The sequence below is a fragment of the Candidatus Accumulibacter contiguus genome, assembly GCF_036625285.1.
Classification (GTDB): Bacteria; Pseudomonadota; Gammaproteobacteria; order Burkholderiales; family Rhodocyclaceae; genus Accumulibacter; species Accumulibacter contiguus.
Window position 1 is genome coordinate 2,737,193 of record NZ_JAZKUC010000001.1, and the last position, 16,774, is coordinate 2,753,966.

At 62.2% G+C, this 16,774-nt stretch carries 13 protein-coding genes; 12 read left to right on the plus strand and 1 reads right to left on the minus strand.

Features of this window, described 5'->3' with window-relative positions:
* The first annotated feature begins 86 nt into the window (after positions 1-86).
* Positions 87-992 carry a MerR family transcriptional regulator gene (locus V5B59_RS13365; protein WP_034916197.1) on the plus strand — a complete coding sequence of 302 codons (906 nt, stop codon included), beginning with the start codon at positions 87-89 and terminating at the stop codon, positions 990-992.
* Between the two features lie 25 nt (positions 993-1,017).
* Here the strand turns inward: V5B59_RS13365 and V5B59_RS13370 are convergent, their stop codons facing one another.
* The gene (locus tag V5B59_RS13370) at positions 1,018-2,067 is read right to left on the minus strand and encodes an MBL fold metallo-hydrolase (protein ID WP_034916199.1); all 1,050 of its coding nucleotides are present in this window, start codon (positions 2,065-2,067) and stop codon (positions 1,018-1,020) included.
* A 169-nt stretch (positions 2,068-2,236) separates the two neighbouring features.
* On the opposite strand from V5B59_RS13370, the gene V5B59_RS13375 reads away from it, so the two are divergent.
* The 11 genes from V5B59_RS13375 (at position 2,237) to V5B59_RS13425 (ending at position 16,741) form a co-directional block, all read left to right on the plus strand.
* Entirely contained in the window at positions 2,237-2,686 is a 450-nt protein-coding gene (locus tag V5B59_RS13375; RefSeq protein ID WP_034916201.1) for a PaaI family thioesterase, read from the plus strand.
* A gap of 16 nt (positions 2,687-2,702) precedes the next feature.
* On the plus strand, positions 2,703-3,866 hold the full coding sequence (locus V5B59_RS13380; protein WP_169069158.1) for an isovaleryl-CoA dehydrogenase: 1,164 nt from the start codon (positions 2,703-2,705) through the stop codon (positions 3,864-3,866).
* 25 nt (positions 3,867-3,891) lie between these two features.
* Positions 3,892-5,034, plus strand: a complete 1,143-nt coding sequence (gene can / locus V5B59_RS13385; protein WP_169069159.1) for a carbonate dehydratase — start codon at positions 3,892-3,894, stop codon at positions 5,032-5,034.
* A 115-nt stretch (positions 5,035-5,149) separates the two neighbouring features.
* Positions 5,150-6,106 (plus strand): DMT family transporter, encoded by a 957-nt coding sequence (locus tag V5B59_RS13390; RefSeq protein WP_169069160.1) that lies wholly within the window; start codon positions 5,150-5,152, stop codon positions 6,104-6,106.
* Positions 6,107-6,211: 105 nt separating this feature from the next.
* Positions 6,212-7,348, plus strand: coding sequence for an acyl-CoA dehydrogenase (locus V5B59_RS13395; protein WP_169069161.1), 1,137 nt, complete (start codon positions 6,212-6,214; stop codon positions 7,346-7,348).
* 341 nt (positions 7,349-7,689) lie between these two features.
* Positions 7,690-8,595 carry a glutamate/aspartate ABC transporter substrate-binding protein gene (locus V5B59_RS13400; RefSeq protein WP_034918517.1) on the plus strand — a complete coding sequence of 302 codons (906 nt, stop codon included), beginning with the start codon at positions 7,690-7,692 and terminating at the stop codon, positions 8,593-8,595.
* A gap of 95 nt (positions 8,596-8,690) precedes the next feature.
* On the plus strand, positions 8,691-9,725 hold the full coding sequence (locus V5B59_RS13405) for an asparaginase (RefSeq protein WP_248594654.1): 1,035 nt from the start codon (positions 8,691-8,693) through the stop codon (positions 9,723-9,725).
* A 70-nt stretch (positions 9,726-9,795) separates the two neighbouring features.
* Positions 9,796-10,533, plus strand: coding sequence for an amino acid ABC transporter permease (locus V5B59_RS13410; protein WP_034918512.1), 738 nt, complete (start codon positions 9,796-9,798; stop codon positions 10,531-10,533).
* A gap of 1 nt (position 10,534) precedes the next feature.
* Positions 10,535-11,215: a glutamate/aspartate ABC transporter permease GltK gene (gene gltK / locus V5B59_RS13415; protein WP_169069162.1), complete on the plus strand. Its 681-nt coding sequence runs from the start codon at positions 10,535-10,537 to the stop codon at positions 11,213-11,215.
* A gap of 42 nt (positions 11,216-11,257) precedes the next feature.
* Entirely contained in the window at positions 11,258-11,977 is a 720-nt protein-coding gene (locus tag V5B59_RS13420) for an amino acid ABC transporter ATP-binding protein (protein ID WP_211203286.1), read from the plus strand.
* Positions 11,978-12,067: 90 nt separating this feature from the next.
* Positions 12,068-16,741: an NAD-glutamate dehydrogenase gene (locus tag V5B59_RS13425; RefSeq protein WP_248594638.1), complete on the plus strand. Its 4,674-nt coding sequence runs from the start codon at positions 12,068-12,070 to the stop codon at positions 16,739-16,741.
* Positions 16,742-16,774 lie beyond the last annotated feature (33 nt).

A 16,774-nucleotide genomic window follows, 5' to 3' on the forward strand; every position in this document is an offset into this window, starting at 1 on the left:
TCCTAGACAAATTATCCATTTTTAGCTATCCTATCTCTCGGTTTGAAACTTGTCAACGATTTGTCTAATTTTTGTTCAGGACAAAAATGAATATTCCCGATTTTGGCATAGCTGCCGTCGAACGTGACACGGGCCTATCGAAGGACGTTCTGCGCGTCTGGGAACGCCGTTATGGTTTCCCGGCGCCATGCCGCGACGCCAATGGCGAACGCAGCTACCCGGCCGAGCAGGTCGAGCGCTTGCGCCTGATCAAACGCCTGATGGATCAGGGCCACCGGCCGGGGAAACTGATCGCGACAGCCACGGAAGAACTGAGCGGGCTTGCCGGGCGTTCTCTGGTGCCGCGTGCTGCGGGGGAGAATGGGGAAGTCGAGCAACTCGGGGCTTTGCTCGCGCTGATCAAACAGCGCGATGGTGCCGCTTATCAGCAGGCCATGCAGCAGCGCCTTGCCCGACAGGGCCTGCAACGTTTTGTCCAGGACTCGGTGGCGCCGCTGACCCGGCGCGTCGGCGAAGCCTGGGAGGACGGCAGCTTCGAGATATTCGATGAACATCTGTTTACCGAACTCACCAAGCGCCTGTTGCGCCAGGCCATCGCCACGCTTCCCGTCGGCCGGAGCAGGCCGCGCATCCTGCTTACCAGCGTACCGGACGAACAGCACGTGCTCGGCCTGCTGATGGCCGAGGCGCTATTCGCGCTCGAAGGCGCCGATTGCATTCCTCTCGGCGCACAGATGCCCTTGCTCGAAATCGGCCGCGCTGCCAGCGCGCACCGCACCGACATCGTTGCCCTCTCTTTCTCGGTCGCTTTTCCGCAACGCCAGATTGCCGTCCTGCTGCAACAGTTGCGGATGGTTCTGCCACCGGAGGCAGCCCTCTGGGCCGGCGGCGCCGGCATTCAACGGCTGGTAAAACTGGACGGCGTCGATCTCTTGCCGACCTTCGACATGGCACTCGCAGCGCTGGCTGACTGGCGCGCCGCGCACCCCTGAAACATGCTCCTCGGATGTTTCCGGGTCAGGCGGGCGATACCGCTGCTTGTCTCCGGACAAAACGGACCAGCCCATGCGCGTCCTCGACGCGCAGCAGACGTCCGGCATGTTCGAGTCGATTCAGGTGCGCTATCGCTTCGCCCATGGCGAACATCGTCTGATGCGTATCGAGATCCCGCGAGAACAAGGTCATCAATAGCTCGGCAGCGCTGCGTGGAGTGGTGCAGTGCTCTTCAAGAACCTGCAAGCGCTCCTGGTGGTGCGCGTGCAGCGCATTGACCCGGTTCTCGATGCCGTGGAAGGGCAGTCCGTGCGAGGGAAGGACCAGGGTTTCGGCAGGCAGTTCGCGATAGTGATCGATCGACTGCAAGTAGTCGCCGAGCGAGTCAGCCAGGGGCGTGACGGCAAAAACACTGACATTGGTCGAAATCTTTGGCAAGAGCATGTCGCCGGAGATCAACACGCCGAGTTCCGCGCAGTAGAGTGCCGCATGTTCCGGCGAATGGCCGAAACCGATGCGGACTTGCCAGCGATGTCCGCCAATGGCCACCTGGTCGCCACCGAACAGGCGCTGGTAATGCGTCGGCAGGCTCGGTACGCCGCGGTTGTAGCCACCGCTGCGACGTTCCAGTGCCGCGCAGCGGTCGGCATCGAGGCCGTGCGCACGAAACTGCTGCAACATCGGCTGATTGCCGTGGCCGCCCACCTCGTGCCAGACCGCATGCGCTGTCAGATACTCGCCCACCGTCATGCACACCGGCGCACCGGTGCGCTCCTGCAACCAGGCGGCAAGGCCAAGGTGATCGGGGTGGAAATGCGTGACGATGATGCGCACGATTTTCCCGCCGCGTGCCGTCGACACCAGGCGGGACAGGATTTGCTGCCAGCATTCCTTGACCGTATCGAGGGCGAAACCCGTATCGACGATGGTCCACCCGGCATGGTCTTCGAGCAGCCAGAGGTTGATGTGGTTGAGGGCGAAGGGCAGCGGCATCCGCAGCCAGTGGATACCCGGAGAAACCTCGAAGGTCTCGCCAGCGGCGGGTGGGGTGGCAAAGGGATAATCTGGCAGCATCTCGGGGCGGATTGTAAAAAACGCTGAAATCTATACACTGGGCGCGCTCAGAGGCTGACTACCGGCAGCGTCGAGCCTGCACCATTCTACACGTGATTCAGTTCCGTGCCGTCCTGCGCCAAAGCAACTCGGCACAAGCTTCGAGATTACAACCTTACAATTTGCAGCCATGCACAAAGCCCAGGATCCCCACTTTGCCGAACGCGTCCACGCCAGCTTTGCGCGGCAACAGGCCATGAACCTGATCGGTGCCCGCATGGCGGTGGTCGAGGCGGGTTACACCGAGATTCATCTACCGTACAAACCCGAAGTCACGCAGCAGCATGGCTACATTCACGGCGGCATCGTCGGTATGATTGCCGATTCTGCTGCGGGTTACGCCGCCAATACCTTGACGGCGGCCGACACCGGGGTATTGACCGTCGAGTACAAGCTCAACCTGCTGGCCCCGGCCGAAGGACAACTGTTGATTGCCGAGGGATCAGTGGTCCGCTACGGGCGAACGCTGATCATTACCCGCGCCGAAGTGTTTGCCGTAAACCATGGCAGGAAGAACCTGTGCGCGCTGATGCAGCAAACGATCATGGCCGTGCATGCCAAACAACCCGCCAAAACCTGATCAAGGAGCGACAGACATGCAATACCCGAGCCTCAATTTTGCCCATGGCGAGACCATCGACATGCTGCGGGCGACTGTTCAGGCTTTTGCCACTGCCGAAATCAGGCCGCGCGCCGAAGCCATCGATCGTGACAATGTCTTTCCCGCCGATCTTTGGCGGAAGCTGGGCAGCATGGGCCTGCTCGGCATCACCGCCGAGGAGGAGTACGGCGGCAGCGGCCTCGGCTATCTCGCACACATCATCGCCATGGAAGAAATCTCCCGGGCTTCGGCGAGTGTTGCCCTCTCCTACGGCGCGCACTCGAATCTCTGCGTCAATCAGATTCGCCGCAATGGCAATGCCGCGCAGAAAGACCGCTATCTTCCCAGACTGATTTCCGGAGAACACGTCGGGGCGCTCGCCATGTCGGAAGCCAACGCCGGCTCGGACGTGGTCAGCATGAAATTGCGCGCCGAGCGCAAGAGCGACCGCTTCATCCTCAATGGCGGCAAGATGTGGATCACCAACGGCGGGGACGCCGACACGCTGGTGGTCTACGCCAAGACCGACCTCGAAGCCGGATCGAAAGGCATCACCGCTTTCCTTGTGGAAAAGGGAATGCCGGGTTTCTCTTGTGGCGCCAAGCTCGACAAGCTCGGCATGCGCGGATCGAACACCTATCCACTGTTTTTCGATGACTGCGAAGTGCCCGAAGAAAATGTCCTTGGCCAACTGAACGGCGGCGTGCGCGTGCTGATGAGCGGCCTCGACTACGAACGCGCCGTGCTCGCCGGCGGTCCGCTGGGAATCATGGCCGCCGTCATGGATCTGGCCCTGCCCTATATCCATGACCGCCAACAGTTCGGCCAATCGATCGGTGAATTCCAGTTGATGCAGGGCAAGATCGCCGACCTGTACACCACCTTCAACGTCTGCCGTGCTTACGTCTATGCCGTGGGCGCGGCCTGCGATCGTGGCGAAACGACGCGCAAGGACGCCGCCGGGGCCATTCTGTACGCTGCCGAAAAGGCGACCTGGATGGCCGGCGAGGCGATCCAGATCCTCGGCGGCAATGGCTACATCAATGAGTACCCGGCGGGTCGCCTGTGGCGCGATGCCAAGCTCTACGAAATCGGTGCCGGCACCTCGGAAATCCGCCGCATGCTGATCGGCCGGGAGCTTTTTGCCGAAACGCTGTAAAACCCTATAGACTGCCAGGAATATCATGACCTGCACGCTGCGCGCCCTCAGCGCTAACGACACCACCGCCATCGAGCATGTTCGCCAGTTTTTCCGCAATTATGCCGCGTGGCTCGGCGTCGACCTGTGTTTCCAGAATTTCGAAGCGGAAATGGCATCGCTACCTGGCGCCTACGCCCAGCCTGACGGCCGCCTGTTCTATGCCGAACGCGATGGCCGGCCGGCCGGCTGTGTCGGCATCCGACCCTTCTCCGCGGGCCTTTGCGAACTGAAGCGGTTGTATGTCGAGCCCAGCCAGCGCAGTTTCGGCATCGGCCGCGTGCTGACGATGGCGGCGATCAAGGCGGCCAAGGAAATCGGCTACCGCAAGTTGCTGCTCGACACCCTGCCAGCGATGCGCGTCGCGGTCAAGCTCTATCGCGAACTGGGTTTCAAGGAAACGCCGGCCTATTACCAGACGCCACTCGAAGGCACGATGTTTCTCGCCCTCGATCTCGAAAACTGGTCGGAGGAAGAAGTCGTCAACGAGAACCTCTTTCACCTGTTCGACTTCAACCGCGCCTGGTCGAGTCGCATGCAGGAGATCGATCCGGGGTACTTCCTCAAACTGTCGCACTTGCAGACACCGCAATACCTGTGGATCGGCTGCTCGGATTCGCGTGTGCCGGCCAACGAAATCGTCGGTCTGCTGCCGGGCGAGCTTTTCGTCCACCGCAACGTCGCCAACGTCGTCGTACACACCGATCTCAACTGCCTGTCGGTGATCCAGTTTGCCGTCGATGTCCTCAAGGTCAGGCACGTCATGGTCGTCGGCCACTACGGTTGCGGCGGCGTCAAGGCGGCACTCAATCGGGATCGTGCCGGGCTGGTCGACATCTGGCTGCGTCATGTCCGCGACGTGCACGACAAACATCTGGCACTGGTCGATGCACTGCCGCAGGAGCGACAACATGATCGGCTTTGCGAACTCAATGTCCTCGAACAGGTGGCGAACGTCTGCCAGACCTTCGTCATCCAGGACGCCTGGCAGCGCGGTCAGCCGCTCACCGTGCACGGCTGGATCTACGGCCTGCGCGATGGATTGATGCGTGACCTCGGGTTCACGGTGCACCGCCGCGAAGACCTGCTGCCGAACTATGTCGCGGCACTCGCAGGGCTGCAGGTCTGAATCGCAGACGCGACGCGCACATGCAAGAGCCTGCCATGCACCATTCACGGCTACTCCCCTGCACCTGCCGATTCTCCCACCGCCCCGGCAGAGCAGCCGCGACTGCGGAAACTCTTTGAACGCGGCTGCCGAGCGGGCGCTGGCGTCCCCCACGACCTACCTCAAGCTGCTCGCCACCGCCCTGGTCTGGGGGGCAACCTGGATTGCCGGCCGGGTGGCGGTCAGCGAGGCCTCACCGCTGGCAGTGGCCAGTTGGCGCTTTCTGCTCGCGGCGCTGCTCCTCGGCACGCTGGTGGTGATCCATGAAGGCTGGCCGCGCTGGTCGTTCAAGGAGTGGCTGACGCTCGCGGCCCTGGGCGCCAGCGGCATCTTTCTCTACAACCTGTGTTTTCTCTACGGCTTGAAAATGATCGAGGCCGGCCGCGGCGCGCTGGTGGTGGCACTGACGCCGGCGGTGGTCGCGGCCGGTGACTGGCTCCTGTTCAGGGCGCCGATGTCGCCGACGAAAGCTGCCGGCATCGCGCTGGCGATGTTTGGCTGCCTGCTCGTGGTCACCAACGGCGACCCCCGTCTGCTGCTGACTGGCGAGGTCGGTCTCGGCGAATGGCTGATCATCGGCTGCAGCGTGCTGTGGGCGGTTTATACTTTCGTCGGCCGGCGCGGCACGCGCTCGCTGTCGCCGCTGGCGATGACCTTCGGTGCCAGTCTCACCGGCTGGGGGATGCTGACCGTCGCGGCGCTGCTGCAGGGTTCGCTGTTCGTGCTGACGGAAGTCACCTGGCGTGGCTTGAGCGCGATCGTTTTCCTCGGGTTCTTCGGTACGGCCCTCGCTTTCACCTGGTATGCCGAAGCCGTGCAACGCATCGGTGCGACGCGCTCGGCGGCGTTCATCAATCTGGTCCCGGTCAGCGCCGTCATCCTTGGCGCCGTGCTGCTCGACGAGCGGCTCGGGGTCGTGGTTTTGTTCGGTGGCACGCTGGTCATCGCCGGGGTCATCATCACCAATCACGCCGGCGCGCGCCTTGCGGCCGGAGTCGACGGTCATGACTTGGCAAAACAAAGGAAATCATGAAAGTCATGACCGTCTCCCTCTCCCCCGACCCCTCCCCCGCGAAGGGGAGGGGAGATTCGTGAGTCGCTGACGCGACTTTCACATTAACTGCAAGGAGAAAACTGCATGATCCTGACACAGGAACAGGAAATGATCCGCGATTCGCTGCGCGATTTCGCACAGGAGCGCCTGGCACCCTTCGCCGCCGAGTGGGACCGCCATCACACCTTCCCGGCCGATGCGCTGCGCGAACTCGGCGAACTCGGTGCGCTGGGCATGGTCGTTCCCGAGCAATGGGGCGGCGCCGGCATGGACTACCTGTCGCTGGTGCTGGTGATCGAAGAGATCGCCGCCGGCGACGGCGCGACCTCGACGATCGTCAGCGTGCAAAATTCGCTGGCCTGCGGCATCACCATGAAGTACGGCAGCGACGAACAGAAGGAAAACTGGCTCAAACCACTGGCACGCGGCCAGATGCTCGGCTGCTTCTGTCTGACCGAACCGCATACCGGTTCCGATGCAGCGGCGATCACCACCCGCGCCGACCGCGATGGCGATCATTTCGTCCTCAACGGCGTCAAACAGTTCATTACCACCGGCAAGTACGCGCAGGTGGCGATCGTCTTTGCCGTCACCGACAAGGCCGCCGGCAAAAAGGGCATCTCGTGCTTCCTGGTGCCGACCGCGACACCCGGTTACATCGTCGCCCGCATCGAGGAAAAGATGGGCCAGCGCGCTTCGGATACCGCGCAGATCCTCTTCGAGAACTGCCGGGTTCCGGCTTCCTGCCTGCTCGGCAAGGAAGGCGACGGCTACCGGATTGCCCTGTCGAACCTCGAAGCCGGCCGCATCGGCATCGCTGCCCAGTCGGTCGGCATGGCGCGTGCCGCTTTCGAAGCGGCGGTGCAATACGCCAAGGAACGCGAAACCTTCGGCAAGCCGATCATCGAGCATCAGGCGGTGAGCTTCCGCCTCGCCGACATGGCAACGCAGATCGATGCCGCCCGTTTGCTGGTCTGGCGAGCCGCGACTTTCAAGGATGCCGGCAAGCCCTGCCTCAAGGAAGCGTCGATGGCCAAGATGTTTGCCTCTGAAATGGCCGAAAAAGTCTGCTCGGACGCCATCCAGATTCTCGGCGGCTATGGCTACGTCAGCGACTTCCCGGTCGAGCGGATCTATCGTGACGTCCGTGTCTGCCAGATCTACGAAGGTGCCAACGACATCCAGCGCCTGGTGATCGGCCGCGCTGTCGCTGGTGATTAGCAACGCTCGTCAATCAACATTGGGGAAAATGGAGATCATGACCACTTGGCAGCGTCGCCACCGGAATGGTCATGACTCTTCCAGGCACCCCGCTCATCAAAGCCATCAGCGACGGGCCCGGGCGGCGGCCATGCCTCGGTTCTACCCCCTTCATCTGGAGATCCTATGGCAACATCAGTGTCCCGGTTTACGTGGGTAGCCTTCATGACTGAATCATGATGTAATTGGCGCTTGGATCCCTGCGCAAGTCATGCCAGAATCGAAGCATCCGGGAATCGGGGATGGCCTGGTTTCCCTGGATTTCACCCATCAATTACCCGAGAACACATGGAGGAGACACAATGAGCCAACATTGCAGAGGTCTTATGCTGGCAGCAATGCTGTCGGCGAGCCTGCTGTCGGCACCGGTTCTGGCCCAGGAACTGAGCGGCACGCTGAAGAAGATCAAGGAAACCGGAGTCATCACGCTCGGGCATCGCGAGTCGTCGATCCCCTTCTCGTATTATGACGACAAGCAGCAGGTGATCGGTTACTCGCATGAATTGATGCTCAAGGCGGTGGAGGCGATCAAGGCCGAATTGAAGCTCGCCAAGCTCGATGTCAAGCTGATGCCGGTCACCTCGGCGAACCGCATCACGCTGGTCCAGAACGGCTCGGTCGACCTCGAATGTGGGTCGACGACCAACAACACCGAGCGCCAGAAGCAGGTCAGTTTCTCGACCACCATCTTCATCATCGGCACCCGCCTGATGACCAAGACGAATTCCGGGATCAACGATTTTCCGGATCTGGCGGGCAAGAATGTCGTGACCACTGCCGGCACCACCTCCGAGCGTCTGCTGCGCAAGATGAACGAAGAAAAGCAGATGAAGATGAACGTCATCAGCGCGAAGGACCATGGGGAGTCTTTCCTGACCCTGGAAACCGGCCGGGCGGTCGCTTTCATGATGGATGACGCCCTGCTCTACGGCGAAATGGCCAAGGCCAAGAAAGCCAGCGACTGGGTGGTGGTTGGTACGCCGCAGTCGTTTGAAGCCTACGGCTGCATGTTGCGCAAGGATGACCCGGCCTTCAAGAAGGTCGTCGACGGTGCACTGGCCAAGGCCATGACCTCGGGCGAAGCCGAAAAAATCTATGCCAAGTGGTTTCTGCAGCCGATCCCGCCGAAAGGCCTGAACCTCAATTTCCCGCTCTCGGAAGCCGTCAAGAAGCTGTACAAGAATCCCAACGACAAGGCTTTCGAGTAGGTCCCGCGCCAGGGGCCGGGCGGCTCCTGGGCAATGCATCACCCGCAAAGGAGGAAGCCATGTTTAAAAAGGACTTGCGTCGTTGGCTGCTGGCCATGCTCTCGATGCTCGTGGTCGGCAGTGCTGTCGTGGCTGCCGAAAAGCCGAACGTCGTCATCCTCGCGACCGGTGGCACCATCGCCGGCGCCGGTGCCGATGCGACCAACAGCGCCACCTATCAGGCAGCCAAGGTGCCGGTCGACAAGCTCATTGCCGGCATTCCGCAATTGAAGACGATTGCCGAGGTGCGTGGTGAGCAGGTTTTCCAGATTGCCTCGGAGAGCTTCACCAACGATAACCTGGTGACCCTCGGCAAGCGCGTTGCGGCGCTCGTCAAGCAGGGCGACGTGGATGGCGTGGTGATTACGCATGGCACCGATACGCTCGAAGAGACAGCCTACTTCCTCAATCTGGTGGTGCGCACCGACAAACCCATCGTCCTCGTTGGCTCGATGCGGCCGGGAACCGCGATGTCGGCCGACGGCATGCTGAACCTGTACAACGCGGTCAGCGTCGCAGCCAGCAAGGACGCACGCGGCAAGGGCGTGCTGGTGACGATGAACGACGAGATCAACAGCGGTCGCGACGTCTCCAAGATGGTGAACCTGCGGACCGAGGCCTTCAAGAGCCCGTGGGGAGCGCTCGGAATGGTCGTCGAAGGAAAGAACTACTGGTTCCGCCTGCCGGCGAAGCGGCACACGAACAACTCCGAGTTCGACATCGAAAAGATCGACACCCTACCGTCGGTCGAGATTGCCTATGGATCCGGCAATGCCTCGGATACCGCCTATCGCGCCTTCGCGGCGAAAGGCGCAAAGGCGATCATCCATGCCGGTACCGGCAACGGTTCGGTGAGCAGCGCCGTCGTGCCCAGTCTGCAGGAACTGCGCGGTAAAGGGATTCAGATCATCCGTTCATCGCACGTCAATGCCGGCGGCTTTGTCCTGCGCAACGCCGAACAGCCTGACGACAAATACGACTGGGTAGTGGCGCACGACCTCAATCCGCAGAAGGCGCGCATTCTCGCCGCCGTCGCCCTGAGCAAGACCCAGGACAGCAAGGAACTGCAGCGGATTTTCTGGGAATACTGATTCCCCGTTCGTAGACGGAGGCAGGGCGCCTTGACGGGCGGTCGCTGCCTTGCTCCAAGGAGAAGCGCAGATGGGCTACAACTGGAACTGGGGGATTTTTCTGCAGCCGACGGCGACCGGCGATGGCACCTACCTGGGCTGGATGTTCTATGGCTTCAAGGTCACCATCGCCCTGTCGTTGTCGGCCTGGTTCATCGCGCTCGTCCTCGGCGCCGTCGTCGGTATTCTGAGGACGGTTCCGAACAAGTGGCTGTCCGGCTTCGCGACCGCCTACGTCGAAGTCTTTCGCAACATTCCTCTGCTCGTGCAACTGTTTCTCTGGTACTTCGTGATGCCCGAGTTGCTGCCCGAGAACCTGGGCAACGCCTTCAAGCAGAGCAACCCGATCGTCCAGCAGTTTCTCTCTTCGATGGTCTGCCTGGCACTGTTCACCAGCGCACGCGTTGCCGAGCAGGTGCGTTCGGGGATCAACTCGCTGCCGCCCGGGCAGAAGAACGCCGGCCTGGCGATGGGCTTCACCTTGTCGCAGACCTATCGCTATGTGCTGCTGCCGATGGCCGTGCGCCTGATCGTGCCACCGCTGACCTCGGAGTTTCTCAACATCTTCAAGAACTCGGCCGTCTGTTCCACGATCGGCCTGCTGGAACTGGCCGCCCAGGGCCGGCAACTGGTCGATTACACTGCGCAGCCCTACGAGTCGTTCATCGCCGTGACGCTCGCCTATCTGCTGATCAACGTCGTCGTCATGTTCGGCATGCGCTGGGTTGAAGAGCAGGTGCGCGTTCCCGGCTATATCGGAGGCAAGTGAGATGCATGAATTCGACTGGTCTTCGATCCCCAATGCCTTGCCCTTCCTCTGGGACGGGATGAAGATTTCCCTCGAGATCACACTCAGCGCGGTGGTTTTCGGGATCGTCTGGGGAACGCTGCTGGCGCTCATGCGCCTCTCCTCGGTGACGCCCCTGTCATGGTTTGCAGCCGCTTACGTGAACCTCTTCCGGGCCATTCCGCTGGTCATGGTGCTGCTGTGGTTCTTCCTGATCGTGCCGCATCTGCTGGAAAGCCTCTTTGGCTTCCCGCGCGGTTCGGACATGCGCCTTTCCTCGGCGATTGCCGGCTTTGCCCTGTTCGAGGCGGCCTACTACTCGGAGATCATCCGTGCCGGCATCCAGTCGGTTCCGAAAGGGCAGATGGGTGCCGCCAGCGCGCTCGGCATGACCTACGGCCAGGCGATGCGCCTGGTGGTGCTGCCGCAGGCTTTTCGCAACATGGTTCCCTTGCTGCTGACGCAGGGGATCATCCTCTTCCAGGACACCTCGCTGGTCTATGTTTCGGCCCTGGCCGACTTCTTCGGCGCCGCCTACAAGGTGGGTGACCGTGACGGGCGCCTGGTCGAGTTGCTGCTCTTTGCCGGTGCCGTTTATTTCGTGATCTGCTTCACTGCGTCGCGAATCGTTCGCCACTACCAGAACAAGCTCAAGACGGCCTGATGCCACTTGCAGCAATGAATCGAGGAGACTTTCGTGATTACGATGAACAAGGTGAGCAAGCATTACGGTTCCTTCCAGGTCCTCACCGACTGCACGACGCAGGTGCACAAGGGCGAAGTAATCGTCGTCTGTGGCCCGTCTGGTTCGGGAAAGTCGACGCTGATCAAGTGTGTCAATGGCCTCGAACCCTTTCAGAGTGGCGAAATCATCGTCAATGGCGTTTCCGTCGGCGATCCGAAAACCAATCTTTCCAAGCTGCGCTCGACGGTCGGCATGGTCTTCCAGAATTTCGAACTCTTTCCGCACATGAGCATCATCGACAACCTGGCCATCGCCCAGACCAAGGTGCTCGCGCGGACCCAGGAGCAGGCGCGCGAGAAGGGTTTCAAGTTGCTCGATCGGGTCGGCCTGCGCGCGCAGGCAGAGAAATATCCGGGCCAGCTTTCCGGTGGGCAGCAGCAGCGTGTGGCAATTGCCAGGGCGCTGGCCATGGACCCGATCTGCATGCTCTTCGACGAACCGACTTCGGCGCTCGACCCGGAAATGGTCAACGAAGTGCTCGACGTGATGACCGAACTGGCACAGGAGGGGATGACCATGATGTGCGTCACGCACGAGATGGGCTTCGCCAAACGCGTCGCCAGCCGGGTGATCTTCATGGACCAGGGTCGTATCGTCGAGGACGACAGCAAGGAAGCCTTTTTCGATCACGCTCGTTCGGAGCGAGCGCAACAGTTCCTGGCCAAGATTCTGCACCATTGAGTACCGTCTGACTCCGGGCTTGCCTGGAGTGGCGCAGGCGTCTGTGGCCAGAGAGGCAGTACCCGATCGATTCGAGAGAAGGAGAACGGCATGGCACTGGTCAGCGAGTCCACACACAACCTGCGCCGCAACCTGCGCGAAATCGCCGAGCAGCAGCATCTTTCGGCGCGCATCGGCGAATTCCTCGATGGCTACTTCGTCGATGTAGAATTGGGCGGCGCCACGGACGCGAGTCCCGAAGAGCTTCTCGGGGCGGCCGTCCAGCATTTTCGGCTGGGCGAGGTGCGCGCGCCGAAACAAGCCGCAGCCGCTCTCTACACCCCGGATTTTGACCGGCATGGCTGGCACTCTCCGCACACCGTGATCGATGTCGTCACCGACGACATGCCGTTTCTGGTCGATTCGATCACCATGCTGGTGTACCACCATGGACTGGTGATCCATCGTTTGCTGCATCCGCTGCTGGGCGCCGAGCGAAAGGACGATGGCACGCTGCAGGCCACGCGGCCGCGTGGCGCTGCCGGCAGTCAGCCGGAGTCCTGGATCCACCTCGAGATCGATCGCATTGGCGAGGCCGGACTGATCGACACCCTGCATCAGGAAATCCTGGGCGTGCTCGCTGACGTGCGTGCGGCCGTCGAAGATGGCCCGACGATGCACGAGCGCATGCGCGCAGCACACACCGAGATGGCCGCTTCGACGCTTGCCGAGGCCGACGAAGCCGCAGCGTATCTGGCCTGGATCGCTGCCAACAATTTTGTCTTTCTCGGTTATGCGGATTACCAGGCGGCCGTCGGCGACAGCAAGCTCGCGCGCGTTGCCGGCAGCGGACTCGGCATTCTCCGAAACGCCGACCATCCCCGCTTTGGCCGTTGCCTGGCGGGAATCCCCGGCGTCGTCGCGGAACTGGCCAGAGATTCCCTGCCCGTGATTCTGGTCAAGGCAGACGCGCGCTCGACGGTTCATCGCTCGGCCTACCTCGATTTCATTGCAGCCAAGCGTTATGACGCCGATGGCAATTTCGTCGGATTACGTGCTTTCGTCGGCCTCTACACGGCGCATGTCTACCATGTGGCGGCAACCGATGTGCCGCTGCTGCGACGCAAGATTGCCGCCGTACGGCAGGATCTTGGCTTCCTGCCGCGTAGCCATCGCGACAAGACCCTGCTCAACGTACTCGAAACCTATCCGCGTGACGAGTTGATCGAAATCGCTCACCAGGATCTGGTCCGTATCGCCAGCGGCATCGTCTCACTGCATGAGCGCGAGCAGGTACGCATCTTCCTGCGCGACGACGCCTGGGGGCGTTATGTTTCGGCGATCGTCTATATGCCGCGCGACCGTTTCGACACCACCATCCGCGAGCGCATCTCGGCGCTCCTTCATGAAAGCCTCGCCGCCGAGCGCGTCGACTATTTTGTCATGCTCGGCGAGTCGCGGCTGGCGCGTCTGCATTTCATCGCCCGTACGCCGGTCGGTACCGACTACCGCTACGATGCCGACGCGATCGAAAGGCAGGTGGCGCGCATCGTGCGCGGCTGGGCCGAAGAACTGAAACAGAATCTCGTCGGGCACTATGGCGAGGAGCGCGGCAACAGCCTGTTGCGTCGCTATTCGCTGGAACTGCCGCTGTCGTATCAGGAGCGGGTCACACCGGCTTCCGCGGTGTCCGACCTCGAGCGCCTGGAAGCCGCCGAGCAGAGCGGCCGTGTCGAAGTTAAGCTGAGCGCAGCCCAGGGCGACGATGGCTCACACCAGCACCTGAAGCTGTTCCGTCGCGGCAGGCCGCGACCGTTGTCGGCGATTCTGCCGATACTCGAGAACATGGGACTGACGGTACTCTCCGAACAGCCGTTCAGCCTGCCCAGAAGTGACCTGCACATTGCCGACTTCGCAGTGCGCTTGCCGCAGGCTGCGGCACTGGATGACGAGACGACCCGGCGATCCTTCATCGACCTGCTCGAGAACCTGTTCCGCGAGCAGGCCGAGAACGACGGTTTCAACCGCCTGATCCTGCTGGCGGGTCTCGACGGGCGGCAGATCAGCATCCTGCGCGCCTACAGCCGTTACCTGCGGCAGGCCGGTCTGCCGTTCAGCCAGGCCTATGTGCAGCGCTGTCTGGCGACGCATTTCCGGATTACGCGGGCACTGGTCGACCTGTTCGAAGCGCTCTTTTCTCCGGCAGCAGACGAGGCACGCGCCAGGGCGTTTTCCGATGAAGTCAGCACGGCCTTGTTGCAGGTCAGCAATCCCGATGATGATCGCATTCTTTCTGCGCTGCAGACGGTCATTGAGGCAACGCTGCGAACGAACGCCTATCAATCGGGCAGTGACGGCCAGGCCAAGAGTTACCTGTCCTTCAAGTTCTCGTCAAGGGACATCCCCTTCCTGCCCGCGCCGGCGCCGCTCTACGAAATCTTCGTCTATAACGAGCGGGTCGAAGGCGTGCACCTGCGCGGTGCGCGGGTGGCGCGCGGTGGCCTGCGCTGGTCCGACCGCATGGAAGACTTCCGCACCGAGGTGCTCGGTCTGGTCAAGGCGCAGATGGTGAAGAATGCAGTGATCGTTCCGCTGGGGTCGAAAGGGGGCTTCGTCTGCAAACGCCTGCCGGCGGCTGGTGAGCGTGAAGCCTTGCAGGCCGAGGGAATTGCCTGTTATTCGACCTTCATCCGTGGCCTGCTCGACCTCACCGACAACCGAGTCGACGGCCAGGTCGTGCCGCCAAATGGCGTGCGCCGTCGCGACGGCGACGACCCCTATCTGGTCGTCGCTGCCGACAAGGGGACGGCGACCTTCTCGGACATCGCCAACGGCATCGCCATCGAGTATGGCTTCTGGCTCGGCGATGCCTTCGCTTCGGGCGGCTCGGTCGGTTACGACCACAAGAAAATGGCCATCACCGCCAGAGGCGCATGGGAGGCGATCAAGCGGCACTTCCGGGAAATCGGTCTGGATACGCAGACGCAGCCGTTCACCGTCGTCGGGATCGGCGACATGTCCGGCGACGTTTTCGGTAATGGCATGTTGCTCTCTTCCGAAATCCGGCTGCTGGCCGCCTTCGATCACCGGCATATCTTCCTCGACCCGAACCCGGACCCGGCGCGCAGCTTTGCCGAGCGGCAACGCCTCTTTGCGCTGCCGCGGTCTTCGTGGGCGGACTACGATCCGGCGCTGATTTCCGCGGGCGGCGGCGTGTGGTCGCGAACGGCCAAGTCGATCCCGCTGTCACCCGAGCTGCGCGCGTGGCTGGGCAGCACTGCCAGCCAGATGACGCCCCCCGAACTGATCAAGACCCTGCTGCAGGCGCCGGTGGACCTGCTCTACAACGGTGGCATCGGAACCTACGTCAAGGCCAGCTCCCAGAGTCATCAGGAAGCCAATGACCGCGGCAACGACATTCTGCGGGTCGATGCCAGCCAGCTCAAGGCGCGGGTGATCGGCGAAGGTGGCAACCTCGGCTTGACGCAGAAGGGGCGCATCGAGTTCGCTCTCAATGGCGGCCGGATATTCACCGACGCAATCGACAACTCGGCCGGCGTCGATTGCTCCGACCACGAGGTCAACATCAAGATCCTGCTGGCCGGGCTGATCCGGCGTGGCGACATGACCGGCAAGCAGCGTGACGTGCTGCTCGCCTCGATGACCGACGCGGTCGCGTCGCTGGTGCTTGCCGACAACTATCAGCAGACGCAGGCGATTGCCCTCGAAGCGGCAGCCGGAGCGGGCCTGATCGAGGTGCATGGCCGTCTGATTCGCCACCTGGAGGCCCGCGGCGCCCTGCACCGCAGCATCGAATTCCTGCCCGACGACAAGGGCCTCGCCGAACGCGCGCAGCAGAAGCGCGGCCTGACTGCACCGGAGATCGCGGTGCTCCTGGCCTATGCCAAGATCGCGCTCAAGGAAACCCTCCTGGCGTCGAGCCTGCCCGACAGCGAAGATGTACATCAACTGCTGGTGGCCTACTTCCCGGCGCCCCTGCTCGCGCATTGCCGCGAACTGCTGCCGGCGCATCCTTTGAGGCGCGACATCATTGCCACGCAGCTCGTCAATCGTCTGGTGAACCGCATGGGAACGACCTTTGTCATGCAGCTCGGTGATGAAACGGGCGCCTCGGCGGCGCAAGTGGCCGGCGCGTGGTATGCCGCCAGCAGCGTGCTCGACGCCGAAGCGCTGTGGCAGGAAATCGAGTCGCTGGACCTGGTCATCGATGCCACCCGGCAACTGGCGTTGATGACCGGGCTGCGGGCGATGCTGGCGGCGGCGACACCGCTGGTGCTGACGCAGCATCTGCGGGGCACTCGTATTGCTCAGTTGATGACCGAATACGGCAGTGCCGTCGTCGCAACCATCGGCCGCATTCGTCAGGGCAGGAGCGGCGCAGTCGCCATCACCGCGTTGATCGACGAGCGTGCGGCGATCGTGGCAGCGTTCGAGCGGGTGAATCTCGCGCGCGCCTGCGGCTGCCCATTGAACGACGTGACAGAAGCACTCGCCATTCTCGAAGGGCGGATCGATCTGGACTGGTTGGCCGCTGCCGTCTCCCGCCTGCCGGCCGGCAACCGCTGGCAGGCAAGGGCCCGTGCGCAGCTCGGCAGCGAACTTGCCGGTCTGCGGCAGCACCTCCTGCGGCAGGTTCTCGGCGGCAGCCTGCCGGCCACCGCAGAAGCCAGCGTGGTGCTCGATGAACTGAAGGGCAATGAGCCACAGGATCTGGCGATGCTCTCGGCGGGTCTGGCGGAGATCAGGCGGCTGCTCGTTCTCTGAAGCGGCTGACGATTGCGCATGGCAGTGCACGCA